Consider the following 16,947-nt stretch of genomic DNA (forward strand, 5'->3'; position numbering starts at 1 on the left):
TCCTCACGCGATTCCATCCAGGATGTCCATTGGACAAGTGCTTGAGATGGTTGCAGGTAAAGCAGGATGTCTTGAAGGTGAAAGAGTTGATGCAACTCCATTCAACCAAGATTTGGAAGTTGAAATCAAACAGCAACTTCTCAATAACGGATTTGAATCCGCAGGATGCGAATCTTTATACAGCGGTGTAACCGGTGAAAGATTGGATGCAGAAATATTCGTAGGAGTGGCATATTACCAAAAATTACACCACATGACTACCGATAAGGTTTATGCTCGTTCCAGAGGTCCAGTACAAGTGCTCACACGTCAACCTACTGAAGGTAGGGCACGTGAAGGTGGTTTAAGATTTGGAGAAATGGAAAGGGACTGTCTTATTGCGCACGGTGCTGCATTAACCTTGAAAGAAAGACTTTTAGATGAGTCAGACAAATATGAAGCAATTGTCTGTGAAAATTGTGGTATGTTGGCTGTATTCGATAAAAATAAAAATAAGAAATACTGCCCGATTTGTGGAGATGTGGAAACATACCCAGTTGAAATTTCATATGCATTTAAATTATTATTAGACGAACTTAAGAGTTTATGTATTTTCCCTAAATTAGTTTTAGGAGACAAAGCATAATTAAATTGATATAAGGAGCCAACACATGAAAGGATTTATTAAAAAAATTAAACAAATAAATTTTGGGCTAATGTCTCCTGATGACATTCGTGAAATGTCTGTTGTCACTGTTGAAACTCCGGATACCTATGAGGATGATGGTTTTCCTATTGAAAAAGGTTTAATGGATCCTCGTTTAGGTGTTATTGACCCAAGTTTAGTTTGCAGAACTTGTGGTTTCAGAGGCGGGGACTGTCAAGGACATTTCGGAAGCATTGAACTTGCAAGACCTGTTATTCACATAGGTTTTGGTGATGTAATTCATAAAATTTTACGTTCAACTTGTAATAACTGCGGTCGTGTTCTCCTGCCTGAAGCAGAACTTGAGGAATACACCAAAAAAATCACAGAGGCAATGGAAAACAAAGAAAGCATTGCTGAACTCTTGAAAAAATTACAAGCGGATACCAAAAAAGTTGAAATGCCTGAGGCTAAACAAAATGAAATCGTCGATAAAATCATGAATGAAATCTATCCTGAAGAAAATGATGAATATGACGATGCCGATAGGGAAGATATATTATTAAACATCCTGGACCAGTTATATGCTGAAGCATATATGGAAAGGGAAGGAATTGAAGAAAAACCTCAATTCAAATATATTGATCCTAAATTACTTTGTCCTCATTGTAAGAAAAACAAATCATTAGATGACATTGAAGCAAGTTACGACATTCTCGAAGCTAAAAATTCCGATGAAATCAATAAGATTCGTGAAAAGGTAATTTCTGACACTGAAGGAGACCAAGAGAAAAAGATTCAAAAAATCGACAATAAAATCGAAAAAGACAATGAAAAAATAGATTTACTCAAAAATCCTATGGAATCCGATGATGATGAGGAAGTCGAAGAAAAATCTAGTGAAGAAATAAATGAGGAAATTCAAGCTTTACAAGATGAAATTGAAAAATTAAATGATGATAAGGCAAGTCTTTTAGCGGAATTTGAAGAAAAATTCGAAGAAAAGGTTCAAAAAGAATTCAAAAAACGTATTGAAGAATTCATTAAACAATACTTGCAGGATTTAGTTCAAGAACCTATTCTTTTAGACAAACCTGTTACTATCCGCCAAGGGGACTACAAATTAACCCCTTCCGAAGTAAGGGAAAGACTTGAGAATATCAGTGATGAAGATTCCTTCATTTTAGGAGTCAACCCTGAAGTTGCAAGACCTGAATGGTTAGTATTGACCGTACTTCCTGTTCCTCCTGTAACAGTAAGGCCTTCAATTACCTTGGATACCGGTGAAAGGTCTGAGGATGACTTAACTCACAAACTTGTGGATATCTTACGTATCAACCAACGTTTACTTGAAAACATGGAAGCGGGAGCTCCACAATTAATCGTAGAAGACTTATGGGAATTATTACAATACCACGTTACCACATACTTTGACAACGAAGCAAGTGGTGTGCCACCTGCAAGACACAGGTCAGGAAGACCACTCAAAACCTTAACTCAAAGGTTAAAAGGAAAAGAAGGAAGATTCAGGTCCAACCTTTCCGGTAAACGTGTAAACTTCTCAGCACGTACAGTAATCTCACCTGACCCTAACATCAGTATCAATGAGGTCGGTGTGCCTGAAATGATTGCAAAAGAAGTAACCGTACCTGTTTATGTAAATGAATGGAACATTGAAGAGATGAAAAAATACATCCAAAATGGGCCGGACATACACCCTGGTGCGAATTACGTAATCAGAACTGACGGCAGAAAAATCAGGGTACGTACTGAAGAAACTAAAGAGTTAATTCTCGAACAATTGGAACCAGGTTTCATTATTGAAAGACACTTGAAAGATGGGGATATGGTTTTATTCAATCGTCAACCATCCTTGCACAGAATGAGTATGATGGCACACGAAGTAAGGGTACTTCCTTACAAAACTTTCAGATTAAACTTATGTGTATGTCCACCATACAATGCAGATTTCGATGGAGACGAAATGAACATGCACGTGTTCCAAACTGACGAGTCCCGTGCAGAAGCAAAATCATTAATGCGTGTACAGGAACACATCTTATCTCCAAGGTTCGGAGGACCGATTATCGGTGCTATTCACGACCACATTTCAGGAGCATACCTTTTAACCAGAGACGGTGTGGAATTTTCCGAAGAGGATGCACTCCAGATTATCCGTAAATCTCACTTGAAAATCCCTGAATTCAAATCAGGCCAATGGATTTTAAAATATAATCCTGATTATAGTGAGGAATCATTTATATACAAGGATAAAGGTGAAAAATGGACCGGTAAAGAATTGTTCTCTTTATTATTACCTAATGACTTAAACTTATCCTATAGTGCTGAGATTTCTAAATGTCCTGCAGTTTTCCCTATTGAAGATGCTACCGTTGTAATCAAAAACGGTATCTTGACTCAAGGGGTAATTGATGAATCCGCTTACGGTTCATTCTCAGGTAAAATCTTAGATAAAATTGTTAAAGAATATGGTCCTGGAAGAGCTAAAGAATTCTTAGACAGATCAACTGACTTAGCTATCTGCGGAATCATGAAAACAGGAATTACAACTTCTTTAAACGATGAAGAAATTCCTTCAGAAGCTCAAGACCGTATTAACGAGCACTTAGATAATAAAATGGCTGAAGTAGACAAACTTGTAGAATCTTATGAAGAAGGTTACCTCCAAGCTTTACCTGGTAGAAGTTTAGAAGAGACTTTAGAGATGAAAATCATGCAGGTTCTTGGGGAAGCTAGGGACATGTCCGGTCAGATTGCAGAAAACTACCTTACCATGGGTAAACAATCTGATGATGATTCGTATGAGCATGTAATGGCTGTTGAAAACCACTCTGTAGTAATGGCACGTACTGGTGCAAGGGCATCCATGTTGAACCTTACTCAGATTACTGCTTGTGTAGGACAACAAGCGGTTAGGGGTGGACGTATCGAAAGAGGATACTTGAACAGAACCTTACCTCACTTCAAGAAAGGTGAGTTAGGGGCTAAAGCTAAAGGATTTGTACACTCAAGTTACAAATCAGGTCTTGACCCAATTGAATTCTTCTTCCACGCAATGGGGGGAAGAGAAGGTCTTGTAGATACCGCGATTCGTACAGCACAATCCGGTTACATGCAGAGAAGACTCGTAAATGCTCTTCAAGATTTACAAGTTAAACCATCCGGACTTGTTACCGACAACCAAGGTAACGTTATCCAAACCATGTTTGGTGAAGATGGTGTCGACCCAGCAAAATCTGACTTTGGTAAACCAGCTGATTTAAACAAACTTATTGATGAGATCAGAATGGGAAGTGGAGTAGAAGGTAAGTAGGTGTAACTATGGATGATGTTATAATTAAAATAAATGAAATGATTGCAGAAATTAACGAAACCGATGGTCTTGACATTGAGTTTCCAGATAGTTATATCGAAGATTTAGCCAAAGCTTGCATTAAAAATGATTTAACTGATGATGAATTGAGACAACTTATTATCAAACTTAAACAGGCCTATGACCGAGCTCACGTTGAAGCTGGAGAGGCTGTTGGAACAGTAGCTGCTCAATCTGTAGGTGAACCTGGTACACAGATGACTATGCGTACTTTTCACTATGCAGGGGTAACTGAGTTAAACGTAACATTAGGTCTTCCAAGACTTATTGAGATTGTTGATGCAAGAAAGGAGATTGCTACTCCAACAATGGATATTTATTTTGATGAAGAAAGACGTGATGATGAAGAGTTTGTTAGGACTTTAGCCAATAAAATCGGTAAAAGTACAATCAACGACATTCTTTCTGATTTCAATTTAAATTATGGTACAATGGAAGTCGAGGCAACTTTAGACAACAAAAAGATTGAGGAAAAAAGACTCAATCGTGAAGAAATCAATGCTATTGTTGAAAAGACTTTCAAGAAAGCTGTTATTAATAATGATGAAATTATTATTCCATCAGGAAAAACAGATTCCAAATCTGAACCTAAATTTGAAATTAGGGAACTTCGTCTGTTAGCGGATAAAGTTCGTGATTTGCAGATTAGTGGTATCAAAGGTATCGGAAAAGTAATTATCCGTCGTGATGACGAATGGATTATCCATACCGAAGGATCAAACCTTAAGGAAATCCTTGACATGGAAGGTATCGACCATGTGAGAACTACCACCAACAATATTCACGAAATCGGCGAAGTTTTGGGAATCGAAGCAGCTCGTCAATCTATTATTAACGAAGCTCAAAATACTCTCTCAGAACAAGGTCTTAGTGTAGATGTAAGACATATTATGTTAGTTGCGGATATTATGACTTCCGAAGGTGTTGTTAAATCCATTGGAAGACATGGTATTAGTGGTGAAAAATCAAGTGTTTTAGCTCGTGCAGCTTTTGAAGAAACTGGTAAACATTTACTTCGCGCAAGTATTCGTGGAGAAGTGGATGATTTAACAGGTATCATCGAAAATATTATTATTGGACAACCAATACCTCTTGGTACCGGTTCTGTCGGTGTCAAAATGGATTATAAAAATGAATAGGAGGCTAGATGATGGACGTAGATAGAGGAATCAGGGTAGCTGTTGACACTGGTGATGTGACTTTAGGCTCTGAAAAATCAATTCAATCTTTAAAATTAGGAAAAGGCCAACTTGTAGTTGTTGCTGCTAACGCTCCTAAAGAAATTCTTGAAGATGTTGAATATTATGCAAATCTTTCCGAAATTCCATTTCATGTATATGATGGAACTAGTGTAGATTTGGGTTCTGTTTGTGGTAAACCTTTCACTGTTGCTACATTAATCATAAACGATCCAGGAGATTCTACTATATTAGACGATTTGAGGTAGATTTAAGTGTCTATTAAACTTAGTGCAAATGAGATTAGATACATAGCTCTTTTCGAAAGTATGACTGGGGCAATGGTTAAAGATTGCATTATCGATGATGAACATGGAAAAGTCACTTTCGTTGTAAAGAATGGTGACATGGGACTTGCGATAGGTAAAGGCGGAAGTTCAGTATCTAAAGTTCAAAGAGCAGTAGATAAAGGTGTTGAGATTATTGAATTAGATGATGATCCAATACAGTTCATTAAGAATGTATTATCTCCTGCTAAAGTACAATCTGTTAAAATTAGTCAAAAGCAGTCCGGTAAAAAAATAGCTACTGTAACAGCTGATAATACTAACAAGCGTATAGCTATCGGTAAAAACGGAATCAATATTGAAAGAGCTAAATTGTTAGCGAATAGACAACATAATATCGACAATATTATTTTAAAATAGCTTTCAAGCTATTTTATTTTAATTTCTTTTTTTAAAAACTTTTTAAATATATTTTTTTTTTAATTTCACGATTATTTTTTTGTTGCATTTAAATTAATATCTGTTCAATTTAAATGATTTTTAAGCAGATGGCATTGTTTATTTTCATTGGTTGATTAAAATAACAATAACTAATAACATCATGATAAGTTATTTTGATTTAGCGGTATATGCTCATTAGTCTTTTTAAGTGTTATGATAAAAAAGGCATAAAAAAAGTATAAAAAAATATTTCAATGAAAAAAGGAATATCTAAAGTTCCTTTTTACATAAAAATATTCTGTTGCGTCCGGTTCTGTAAAATTTACGTTCGATGTCAGTGGCTACGACGTCCCCTTCATCGAATGCAGTAACTTTAAAACCAACTGATTCCAATCTATCTTTAAAATCTATTCCGTAACGTCTTAAATGGTTGGCTTGACCGTAATGTTTTATTCTTAATTCAGGAGTATTGTATTCCTCTTTTTCTATTGTTTTCTTAAGTGAAAATCTAAGTGGTACTAGAAGCACGCAACTGCCGCCATATTTTAAAACTCTATAAAGCTCTTTCATTGCCTTGATGTCATCTGGAACGTGTTCCAATACGTGGGATGCATAAATTATATCAAATTTGTCGTCTGGAAATGGGATATCTTGCATATCAACAGCTTTTCTGATTTTGATGTTTCGTCTTTCATAGGATTCAGGTTCAAGGTCTACCGGGTAATAGTCAACATTATCAAATTTGCTGAAATATTTATAAAAAGCGGGTTCTGGCGCAAAATGCATAACGCTCATGTTTTTGGTTTCAAGTTGCTTATTGAACATTTTTTGGAAGAATAACCAAACCATCCTATGTCTTTCTACAGATCTGCAGTGAGTGCATCTGACATTTTTCCTTTCAGGTTTACCGAAGGATATGAATTCACTGATGTTTCCGCATATTGGACAAAAATTTTTGTTTGAATCAAGATATTGATTCATCATCATGAATTTTACTAAATCAACATTGTTTTTCAATTCTTCAAGTTCTTCTTCTAGGATATCCAATCTTTCTTCTTCAGACCACATGTTATCACTTTTGATAAAATTTGTTTTTTTTTCCTGTTAATAAATTAAGAATAACTCTTATTAATTAATGTATGGTTTTTATTTATTATAAGTTTAATCCTATCATGGTTTAGTTCAAGTTGTATTTTGTTCACTTAATTGTAGGGGGTTTATTTAGTAAAATAATAAATTTTAACGGGAATTGTATATCCATAATCGGTATTTCAATAAATTATTTATAAAGAAACTTATTAAATATTATATTGGATGATACAATGAAAGGGATTGTAAAGTATATTATTGAAACAGATTATGATAATTTGGTCGAATCTTTAAAAGAAGTGGAATACGGAGTAAAAGTTGGTTTAATTGTTAATTATAATGATACAAAATACGAATTTCTATTAAACATCAAAGAAAACTCAGAAGAGTGTATATGTTTAAGTTCAAGTGTTATAACTCCTGAAAGAAGGGAAAGATTCCATTTAAGACCGGTATTTCATAGATTAAGTTGGGAATTTGACCAAAGTGCCATATTTTACAATGACCCTACACGATATGCCGGATCTACTGATGAGATTGTAAACGATCCTCGTGGCGGATGGGGAGTAGGCAAATTTGATGACTACTTTTTAAGGAATATCAAAGACATGGTTATTAAAATCGTTGACTATTATGGTATTGCCCATAAAAACATTCTGTTTTATGGAAGCAGTATGGGCGGTTTCAAATCATTGATGCTGGGAACCATGGTAAGAGATTCAATGGTTTTGGCAGACCTTCCTCAGTTAAACCTTCTGAATTACCGTACTTTTGTAGAAAATGTTATTGACACGATTTATAAGGATTACTCTAAGGAAGAGCTGGAAACAATTAATTATAGATTTTCTGTTATCGACATGATGAAAAAAGAAAATTATGTCCCAGATGCATTCATAAACATCAGTTGTCGTCCTTATGATATAAAATCACAGTACAGTTGGTTTATTAATCAGTTGAATGAGCTTGTTGATATTGAAGATAATGACAATAATATTCAACTTCAGGTTAGACCAATACCAGGCCATTATCCGATGAGCAACGAGCTTTCAATGGAATATATTAATAGAAGATTCGCACAAAGAAAATTACAAACTGAAAAATAGGGGTGTTAAGCTATGGGTGACGAAAATTCAAAATCATTTAGTAATGAAGATGTTATTAATGCAATTGAAGAAAACAAAAAATTAATTTCAAAGTTAAACAGAAAAGTTAGGCTATTGGATACAAAAACAAGAAATCAGGATAGAATTTTAGAGTCTTATAAAAATTTATTTACTTATTTGTATGTTCATCATGACATTAAACCTAAAGGCACCCTAAAAGATATGCAGGATTTATGTTTGGAACTCCTTAGATTTATGGACAATGTATGTAAAAAATATAATATTGATTATTGGCTCGATTTCGGTACTCTTTTAGGTTCCGTTAGACATGAAGGATTCATACCTTGGGATGATGATGTTGATGTGGGAATTCTAAAGAAAGATTTCGACAAATTTTTAAAAGTCTTTAAAAAAGAGGTTGAGGATAATGGACTGGATGAATTCATCACTATTCTCGAAAAGAAAAAATATGATAATTCAGTCACCGGTTTTGTCCAAATATTATATTTCAAGAGTCCTTTAGTAAATAACATGTTGGCGGGTATTGATTTATTGCCATATGAATATCTAAAAGATGATGAAAACCTTCCTATTGAGGAATTAAAGGCTAAGATTTCCAATAAGATTATAGAAATGCGTGACGAATTCATAGAAAAGGAATACTTTAAAAAATATCCTGAAGAAGCTCATAGAAAATTCAATGAAAATCTTAATGTTGTAGACCATGAAGCGGAATATATTATTGCATCAGCAGTAAACCTAAATCCTAGAATCATTAAACTTTATAAGACAAAAGATTTCTTCCCACTGCAAAAAGTGAAATTCGAACAGTATTATTTCCCATCCGTTAATCACGATAAGGATTATCTGAAAGCTGTCTTTGGTGATGATTATATGGAACTTCCAAAAATCGTATCTTTCCATACCAGAATGCAGACAGTAATGAAAAAGGATGTGGATGACTTACATGAGCTGTATCGTGGAGAAATTTTGAGATTAAGAAAAATTAATGAAAAATGGATGTAATTTAATAAGATATTTCAATATCTTATTTCTTTTTTTATTTTATTTCGCTAAATTAATTATTCAGATTTTAATTTCCCTTAATTTAGCATTGATTTCTTATTTTTTTAAAATTTTTAATATTCTTATTTTGCCCAAAAGTAGCATAATATTCCTTTTTATTCGAATTAATGCTCTATAAATTTAATATTAAATTGCATCAATAAAAATATTGCAATTTATTAATTGAAATAAATATTTATATATTTTATATTGCAAATATTTACATAATGGAGGTTTTAATTTGGATGCAATTATTTTAGCTGCGGGAATGGGTAAACGATTAAAAGAATTAACCAAGTCCGTAACAAAATGTATGATAGAAGTAAATGGGGTTACATTGGTAGAACGAATGCTGACCCAATTGGATAGTCTTAATTTGGATAGGATAATTATTGTAACCGGATATAAAGAGGATATTCTAAAAGAATTCATTTCCAAATTTGATATTAAAACACCAATCAAATTTATTTCTAATAGTATCTATGATAAGACAAATAACATTTATTCACTTTATTTGGCCAGGGAACACCTGATAGAAAATGACACTTTGATTTTGGAGTCTGATTTGATTTTTGATGATGGAATTTTGGAAGATCTGATTTCAGATGAATGTTCTAATTTGGCATTGGTTGCAAAATATGAGAGTTGGATGGACGGAACTGTTGTAACAATCGATGATGATGATTATATAGTTGATTTCTTAAATAAAGAGGAGTTCTCTTTTGAAGAGATAGCTAATTATTATAAGACAGTCAACATTTATAAATTTTCTAAAGATTTCTCTAAAGATTATTATGTGCCTTTTTTAGAGGCTTACATCAAATCATTAGGTGAAAATGAATATTATGAGCAAGTTCTTAAAGTAATTACAAATTTAAACGAAAATCTGATTAAAGTAAAAAAATTGAATCATGAGCACTGGTATGAAATTGATGATGTTCAGGATTTAAACATTGCGGAATCAATATTTTCAGAACCTAATTTGAAGTTAAAAAAATTCGAATCAAGATACGGAGGTTATTGGAGATATCCGCAAATAATCGATTTTTGTTATTTGGTCAACCCTTATTATCCTCCAAAAACTTTAGTTGATGAGATTAAATCAAATTTTGATGTATTGTTAAGACATTATCCCTCAGGATTGGACATAAACACATTACTCGCATCCAAATATTTCAATGTCCATCAAGATCATATTGTTGTTGGAAACGGCGCATCAGAATTGATTAAATCATTAATGGAGAATACATTCGGAGATAAAAGATTGGGTGTTATCATCCCTACTTTTGAAGAATACTCCAATAGGAAATCTGAAGAGGACCTTGTCAGATTCATTCCTCAAAATGATAATTTCGAATATGATTACGATGATCTTATTGAGTTTTTTGGCGATAAGGACATCGATGTTCTTTTATTGATTAATCCTGATAATCCTTCAGGAAATTATATTTGCAAAGAAAACTCACTTAAATTGGCAAAATGGTGTCAGGATCAAGGAATCACATTGATTCTAGATGAATCTTTCATTGATTTTGCCACTGAGGAAAATTCCACATTCTTTTCAGAGCAAATATTGGCCCAATATCCTAATTTGATATTGATGAAGAGTATTTCTAAATCATTTGGAGTTCCAGGATTAAGATTAGGTGTTCTGGCAAGCAGTGATTCAGAATTAATGCAGACCATCAAATCAGATGTTTCAATATGGAATATCAATTCCTTTGCGGAATTTTACTTGCAGATATTTGAGAAATATCAGGATGATTTCGATAAGGGGATTAAAAAGTATCAGGAAGTGCGGGACAAGTTTACAAATGACTTAAACTCAATAGAAAATGTCAGGGCAATTCCTTCACAGGCTAACTACGTGATGTGTGAAATATTGGGTGATATTGACAGTAGAAAGTTAGCTGAAATATTGTTAAATGATTATAACTTGATTATTAAAGATTTATCAAATAAAAAAGGATGTGCTGGCAAGTCATATATTCGCCTTGCCGTTAGAGATGAAACTGATAATGGCATTCTGGTTGAAGCCATGAAAGATGTTTTGGAAGATAAATGAATTTATTTTGCAGTAGGATGATATTATGTTTAAAAAAGTGGAAAAAGAAAATGAACGCCTGATTGAAGACTACATTGGTGATGACTACAATAAATGTTTATATCTTTATTTGGATTTGATGAAATATGGAGTAACAAATGAAAATGTTAAATCATGGCTGGATTTTAAAGATGATGAAATTACTTCAGTAGTTTTAAAATATTATTCCGGAATGCACATATTTTCAAAAAATAAGAACTGTGATTATGACAATATTATAAATCTAATTGCAGAGGAAAATCCATCAATCATTTGCGCAGAAAAGTTCCTGATTGAGAATTTGTTTAAATTACTGGATAGTGAAGAATATAATGCAACTTATGGAAGCGTCAGAGCTTTGAATGAGTATTATGAATGTGACAATAGCTCTGTGGAACGTGCAACAGAAAGTGACTATGATGAAATTTCAAGATTGGTTCTAACAGACTCTGCATTTGGAAATTATTACACATTCGAGGAGTTAAAAGAGCAAATCGCAGAACAAAATGAAAATAATTACGGTAGGAATTTTATCATTAGGGAGAATGGTAAAATCATATCCCACGCCGCAACATGTGCTGAAGGTGACAAAATAGCGGTCATATCTCATATTATAACAGATGAAAGCTGCAGAAATCAAGGTTTAGGCACTAAAGTATGCAGTAAGCTATGTAATGAAGTCATTTCTGAAGGCAAAACTATATTTTTAACTAATTATACTAATGAATCAACTGCATTATATGATAAATTAGGTTTCAAACCCTCCTGTGAAATAGGAAAGTTGTATAAAAAATAAATTGGAATAGTTCATAGTTTGTTGTTGATGGGTGAAATAATGGAGGATTATTTTTTTGTCATTGATTCTGATAATCTTGGTTATGTAAATACAAGATTATATGGTTATGGCTTAGATAATGATGGTCTGATTTTAGAAAGTAAAAAGAATTACGATAGGTTATCTGGCATTGGTGCTTATGTCTTCGTCAATGTCGAAAATGATTTTGTTTCATTGCATCAGGATTATTTGGGATCCTTCGGGATATATGTTTATGCAAATGATGATTATTTTGCTGTATCCAATTCCTTTTTAAAACTGGTGGAGCATCTCCGTGACAAGCATGAAAGAATCACATTTGATAAGGACTATGCGAATTATTATTTGCTTCAAACATTATGCTCAAGCCTATGTACACCAACTCTGGTTAAAGAAATAAAAATGATTCCAAGTGATGTTGAAGTAGTAATAGATAAGAATGCCCCGCAAATTTTATTTAAAGATTCTGGCATGAAAGAACATCATGTTCCACTCATTTCAAAGGAAGCGCTGGACATTTTGGATTCTTGGTTTTTAAAATGGGTTGAAATCATAAGAGGTTTGCGTAAAAATTCCAATAACTTAATTTTTGACCTCAGTGGGGGATTCGATACAAGAGTTGTTGCAGCAATTTGGCTAAATGCAAAAATTGACTTAACTAAAGTTAGGGTAAGCTCCAATACTGCCGAAAGAAGAAATGAAGATTTAATAATAGCTGGCAAAATTGCCGACAGGTTCGGCTTCGAATTAAACAAAACTTTGGAATATAATTTCATACCTATATCTTATGATAATTCTGTTGCCCGTTGCATGTATGCAAAATCAGGCTTCGAAAAGCAGGCCACATTAAGAAAAACAATTCCTGTTGAACCAATGTTTAGGATATGTGGTCACGGCGGAGAATTAATCAAGGGTAATACAAATCCTATTTTCAGTTTAAATAGGGATGATTACAAAAAATCCCTTTCTCGAGCAGGATACAAATTTAATCCAACATTTTTCAAATCTTGTGAAGTGTTGGTGGACGATGAGTTTGAAATATTGTCCAGAAAATATGATGAGGATTATCTTTATGAAAATTTCGCTTCATTGCTTTTCAGGTATGGTAGGGCCCGCCATCATTTCGGAAAGAATATTGTTGAAAGTTTATTGTTTAATGAAATGGATATCACACCTTTATCCGACCCAATTTTGCAAAAAATAGATAAAAGTGGGGTCGGTGATAAGAAGATATTGATTGCCTTGATTTTTAAACGTTATTGTCCGGAATTGCTGGATATTGAATTTGAAGGTGGCAGAGAAATTAGTTCAGATACCCTTGAAGTTGCCGATGAGATTAACAGGATATCTCCATTCGAAATGCCGGAATATGATTTTATTGAAGGTCCTGAAATCGAAGAGGTTAGACCTGCAAAAAAAATTAGTTTCACATCCAATTTAGATAAATTTAAAAGAGTTTTTGATTCAAAGGAATTTGAAAATGATTTTTCAAAATATTTCCCAAGCGAAATATACTATAAAATCAAACTTGGTTTATATCCGAATCATAGAGTCAACATAAGGGATATTATTTCAGCAGTTCAGATTATGAATGTAGTTCAAGATGTCAATATGGCCAATGATTTTGTAAAACCAAATTTTATGGATTGGATGAACAAGTATTCAATTTCAGATTCGGATAATTCTTTAAAAACTTATTCATCTTATCTTTTAGATAAATTTAACAGAATCAGAGTTGATATTAAAAATTTAGGTGGTGAAGATAGTTCTGTTGTGGTTTTAGAAAGTTCTGATGACGAATTAAGGTCAAACCATCCAAAATGGACTCGGGGTTATTCAAGAAAGGAACTTGTGTTATACAGTTCAAAATCATCACTTGATTTAAAATTGAGGGTTATAAAAGACGGATCCTTAAGAATCAAATTAAGATCTATAAATTATAAGGATAAAAATGGAAATCCTGTCCCGATTTACATAGATTACACAAAATTTGAAATTGATGGGAAAAATATTTTTAATGATAATAAATTGATTTCACTTAGAAATCCGTTTTCCTATAAAATGGATGTGAAAGATTCTCAAATTGTTAATATTCATATTGAATGGTTGCCTTTTAGTGAAGATAGTGATTATTCAAACAATGAGTTGGAAACCCTTAAACAGGAAAATGCAGAATTAAAAAGACAGTTGGATGAACTTAAAAATGCAAATAATGATGATTGCATGCCAGTTTATTGATGGATTTTTTATTTTTCAATATTCTGGTTAAGTTTCATTTATTTTATTTAATTTCCATTTTAATCCAATATTTTTTAAAAATAGTTTCAGATTATTGTTTTTGTGTTGTATGTTCATAATTATAAAAATTGGAACTGGTTTTTTAATTAAATGTTCTTGATTTTAAATCTGAAAGCAATTTTGTATACAAAGTTTTATATGCATATTATTTACAAATATAATATTGTTATAACAATATTTATATCGTTTATAAGGATATCAGTATTTTTTTTATTTAATAAGAGGTTATTTAATGGTTGAGATTTCAGTTGTTGTTCCGGTTTATAATGTTGAAGAGTTTTTAGGGGAATGTTTGGATAGTATTGTAAATCAAACATTCAAGGATATTGAAATTATTTGTGTCAATGATGGGTCACCCGATAACTCTCTGGAAATATTAAAGGAATACGCAGCTCGAGATGACCGTTTCATTGTAATTGACCAGGAAAATGGAGGCCATGCTGTTGCTTCCAATCGTGGAATCGATATTGCAAAAGGAAAATATTTATTTTTAATGGATTCCGACGATATTCTGGATTTGAATGCATTTGAGCATACTTATAAGGTTGCTGAAGAAAGAAATGTTGATTTTGTTATTTTTCAAGCGATTAACTATTACATGGATAAAAACGAACTTGTTGAGGCTGAAAATTACAGTATGAATGCCCTGGCCGATTTTGTCGGAGACCGCGTATTTAACTGGAGAGAAGTTAAGGATTTCGCATTTAAGATTACAGTAACTCCTTGGAGTAAACTCTACAACAGGGAATTCATCATGAAGAACAATATCAGATTCCCTGAAGGTTACGTTTTTGATGATAATGTATTTTTCTTTGATGTCTTCTTCGCTGCTGAACGAATGACATTTCTCAGAGAACACTTATTTAAGAGAAGATGGTATTCATCCTCTTCAACCACTTCCGGCGGTGTGAAATTCATGGATTATATCCCTATTTGTGGTTTGATTTGGGATGTGTTTACCAAATACGGTGTTTTTGAGGAATTCAAGGAAAAGTTGTTCGATAAGAAAATAGGAACTATTCATCACTGGTATAAGGGTATCAAGGAAGAGTTCAAGCAGGAATACTTTGATAGGATGAAAGCAGATTATGTTGAGCTTGCTGATGATGAAGAGTTTTTCGAAGATTTTATCAATTCATTAACTGACCATCAAAAGATGGTTTTTGATTCAGTGCTTGAATCTGAAGTTTATACGGAATTTGATTTGAAATTGCAGCAAAAGAAATTAATTCATAGGAATAATGAATTAAAAGCAGCAGTACTTGAAGAACAACGTAAAAATGGACAATTTAGAAAAAAACGTTATGGCACCAAAAATAAAATTGAAAGCTTAAAAGCAGAAAATGAAAAAATGATTTTGGCAAATGAGCAATTAACCAATAAAATTAATAATTTATCATAGAGGATACCATGTTTAAAGTTTCTGTTATTATTCCCGTTTATAATGCTGAAGAATACTTGGAGGAGTCTTTAGATTCTGTTTTCAATCAGACTCTTGACGACATTGAGATAATATGTGTGGATGACGGATCTACTGACAATTCCTGGAAAATGCTAAATGATTTTGCAGACACTCACAAAAACATGAAGATTTTCCATCAGGAAAATAATGGTGGGGGCGCTGCAAGGAATTACGCTTTGGATTATGTTGAAGGAAAATACATTTATTTCATGGATGCTGATGACATATTGGATTTAAATGCCTTAAAAGAGTGCTATGAAATATCTGAAGAAAAAAATCTTGATTTTTTAATATTTAAAGCAATCAATTATGATGAGGATACTGATTCCTATTATGATACTCCTATTTACTTGATGGATGAATTACATGAATTCGTTGGAGATAAGGTATTTTCCTTTGATGATTTGGGCGATTACATTTTTAAAATAAATGTCACTCCATGGTCCAAATTTTATAACAGTGAATTTGTACGCGCTACAGGATCCAAATTTGCAGAAGGACTTATATTCCACGACAATATATTCTATTGGGGAATTATTTTCCACGCAAAAAGAATTCAGTTCTATGATAAGGTTTTATACACCAGAAGACGACATTCCAAATCATCAACTGGGGCTGGCGACCAACGTTTTGTAAGTACTCTTGCAATAAATAACCTGATTATTCAAAGATTCATAGAAAACAATCATCTTGAAGAATATAAGAAGAGAATATATAACAGAAAAATCAATCTGGCATTTATGAGATATAAGGAAGTTCATGACCAGTATAAAGAGTATTTTTACGAAAAAATGAAAGAGGATTTTTCTAAACTGATAGGCCATGAACAGTATGATGACTGTATGAAGAACTTATTCATATTCAATAGAAATCGTTTTGAAAGTGTGGTTTATTCTAATAATTTTGAAGAATTTAAGATATTAGTGAGGAATGCAACATTAAGGAAAGAAAACAGCGCATTAAATGCAAAAATCAAAAAGGCTGAAAAACTAGATGCGCCTCTTAATAATCTCAAGACATGGAAACTAATTTCTGGTTAAAAAAAATTAAATAATGTAGTTTGTGATATCATGGTTAAAATTTCAATCATTATTCCAGTATATAATTC

General features: G+C 32.9%; 12 protein-coding genes and 1 pseudogene. 12 read left to right on the top strand and 1 reads right to left on the bottom strand.

The annotated features are described in order from the left end of the window. The 5 genes and pseudogenes from ACJMLZ_RS01945 to ACJMLZ_RS01965 form a co-directional block, all read left to right on the top strand. Positions 1–625: pseudogene (locus tag ACJMLZ_RS01945) on the top strand (DNA-directed RNA polymerase subunit B); the annotation flags it as partial. Between the two features lie 70 nt (positions 626–695). After that, positions 696–3,959 carry a DNA-directed RNA polymerase subunit A' gene (locus ACJMLZ_RS01950; RefSeq protein WP_405303709.1) on the top strand — a complete coding sequence of 1,088 codons (3,264 nt, stop codon included), beginning with the start codon at positions 696–698 and terminating at the stop codon, positions 3,957–3,959. 8 nt (positions 3,960–3,967) lie between these two features. Continuing rightward, a complete protein-coding gene (gene rpoA2, locus ACJMLZ_RS01955) occupies positions 3,968–5,158 on the top strand; it encodes a DNA-directed RNA polymerase subunit A'' (RefSeq protein ID WP_405303699.1) in 1,191 nt (396 codons plus the stop codon). Positions 5,159–5,166: 8 nt separating this feature from the next. Then, positions 5,167–5,466 (top strand): 50S ribosomal protein L30e, encoded by a 300-nt coding sequence (locus tag ACJMLZ_RS01960; RefSeq protein ID WP_405303700.1) that lies wholly within the window; start codon positions 5,167–5,169, stop codon positions 5,464–5,466. Positions 5,467–5,472: 6 nt separating this feature from the next. Further along, positions 5,473–5,904, top strand: a complete 432-nt coding sequence (locus ACJMLZ_RS01965; RefSeq protein ID WP_405303701.1) for a NusA-like transcription termination signal-binding factor — start codon at positions 5,473–5,475, stop codon at positions 5,902–5,904. 291 nt (positions 5,905–6,195) lie between these two features. Here ACJMLZ_RS01965 and ACJMLZ_RS01970 read toward each other — a convergent pair whose 3' ends face one another. After that, positions 6,196–6,993: a class I SAM-dependent methyltransferase gene (locus tag ACJMLZ_RS01970; RefSeq protein ID WP_405303702.1), complete on the bottom strand. Its 798-nt coding sequence runs from the start codon at positions 6,991–6,993 to the stop codon at positions 6,196–6,198. A 254-nt stretch (positions 6,994–7,247) separates the two neighbouring features. On the opposite strand from ACJMLZ_RS01970, the gene ACJMLZ_RS01975 reads away from it, so the two are divergent. The 7 genes from ACJMLZ_RS01975 (at position 7,248) to ACJMLZ_RS02005 (ending at position 16,879) form a co-directional block, all read left to right on the top strand. Beyond that, positions 7,248–8,117, top strand: coding sequence for a hypothetical protein (locus tag ACJMLZ_RS01975; RefSeq protein WP_405303703.1), 870 nt, complete (start codon positions 7,248–7,250; stop codon positions 8,115–8,117). A gap of 12 nt (positions 8,118–8,129) precedes the next feature. Further along, the gene (locus tag ACJMLZ_RS01980; protein ID WP_405303704.1) at positions 8,130–9,143 is read left to right on the top strand and encodes a phosphorylcholine transferase LicD; all 1,014 of its coding nucleotides are present in this window, start codon (positions 8,130–8,132) and stop codon (positions 9,141–9,143) included. Between the two features lie 280 nt (positions 9,144–9,423). Then, positions 9,424–11,247 (top strand): aminotransferase class I/II-fold pyridoxal phosphate-dependent enzyme, encoded by a 1,824-nt coding sequence (locus ACJMLZ_RS01985; protein ID WP_405303705.1) that lies wholly within the window; start codon positions 9,424–9,426, stop codon positions 11,245–11,247. Between the two features lie 25 nt (positions 11,248–11,272). Beyond that, on the top strand, positions 11,273–12,061 hold the full coding sequence (locus ACJMLZ_RS01990) for a GNAT family N-acetyltransferase (RefSeq protein ID WP_292819024.1): 789 nt from the start codon (positions 11,273–11,275) through the stop codon (positions 12,059–12,061). A gap of 39 nt (positions 12,062–12,100) precedes the next feature. Next, positions 12,101–14,317 carry a hypothetical protein gene (locus tag ACJMLZ_RS01995; protein ID WP_405303706.1) on the top strand — a complete coding sequence of 739 codons (2,217 nt, stop codon included), beginning with the start codon at positions 12,101–12,103 and terminating at the stop codon, positions 14,315–14,317. Positions 14,318–14,609: 292 nt separating this feature from the next. Continuing rightward, positions 14,610–15,779 carry a glycosyltransferase family 2 protein gene (locus ACJMLZ_RS02000; RefSeq protein ID WP_405303707.1) on the top strand — a complete coding sequence of 390 codons (1,170 nt, stop codon included), beginning with the start codon at positions 14,610–14,612 and terminating at the stop codon, positions 15,777–15,779. 8 nt (positions 15,780–15,787) lie between these two features. Next, a complete protein-coding gene (locus ACJMLZ_RS02005; protein WP_405303708.1) occupies positions 15,788–16,879 on the top strand; it encodes a glycosyltransferase family 2 protein in 1,092 nt (363 codons plus the stop codon). The last annotated feature ends 68 nt before the right edge of the window (positions 16,880–16,947 follow it).

The sequence above is a fragment of the Methanobrevibacter sp. genome (genome assembly GCF_045126245.1).
Lineage (GTDB): Archaea > Methanobacteriota > Methanobacteria > Methanobacteriales > Methanobacteriaceae > Methanocatella.

What these genes read in the sequence shown, in the direction of transcription:
- ACJMLZ_RS01950 (WP_405303709.1), top strand. Translation starts at nt 696, where the DNA reads ATGTCTCCTGATGACATTCGTGAAATGTCTGTTGTCACTGTTGAAACT.
- rpoA2 (WP_405303699.1), top strand. Translation starts at nt 3,968, where the DNA reads ATGGATGATGTTATAATTAAAATAAATGAAATGATTGCAGAAATTAAC.
- ACJMLZ_RS01960 (WP_405303700.1), top strand. Translation starts at nt 5,167, where the DNA reads ATGATGGACGTAGATAGAGGAATCAGGGTAGCTGTTGACACTGGTGAT.
- ACJMLZ_RS01970 (WP_405303702.1), bottom strand. Translation starts at nt 6,993, where the DNA reads ATGTGGTCTGAAGAAGAAAGATTGGATATCCTAGAAGAAGAACTTGAA.
- ACJMLZ_RS01975 (WP_405303703.1), top strand. Translation starts at nt 7,248, where the DNA reads ATGAAAGGGATTGTAAAGTATATTATTGAAACAGATTATGATAATTTG.
- ACJMLZ_RS01980 (WP_405303704.1), top strand. Translation starts at nt 8,130, where the DNA reads ATGGGTGACGAAAATTCAAAATCATTTAGTAATGAAGATGTTATTAAT.
- ACJMLZ_RS01990 (WP_292819024.1), top strand. Translation starts at nt 11,273, where the DNA reads ATGTTTAAAAAAGTGGAAAAAGAAAATGAACGCCTGATTGAAGACTAC.
- ACJMLZ_RS01995 (WP_405303706.1), top strand. Translation starts at nt 12,101, where the DNA reads ATGGAGGATTATTTTTTTGTCATTGATTCTGATAATCTTGGTTATGTA.
- ACJMLZ_RS02000 (WP_405303707.1), top strand. Translation starts at nt 14,610, where the DNA reads ATGGTTGAGATTTCAGTTGTTGTTCCGGTTTATAATGTTGAAGAGTTT.
- ACJMLZ_RS02005 (WP_405303708.1), top strand. Translation starts at nt 15,788, where the DNA reads ATGTTTAAAGTTTCTGTTATTATTCCCGTTTATAATGCTGAAGAATAC.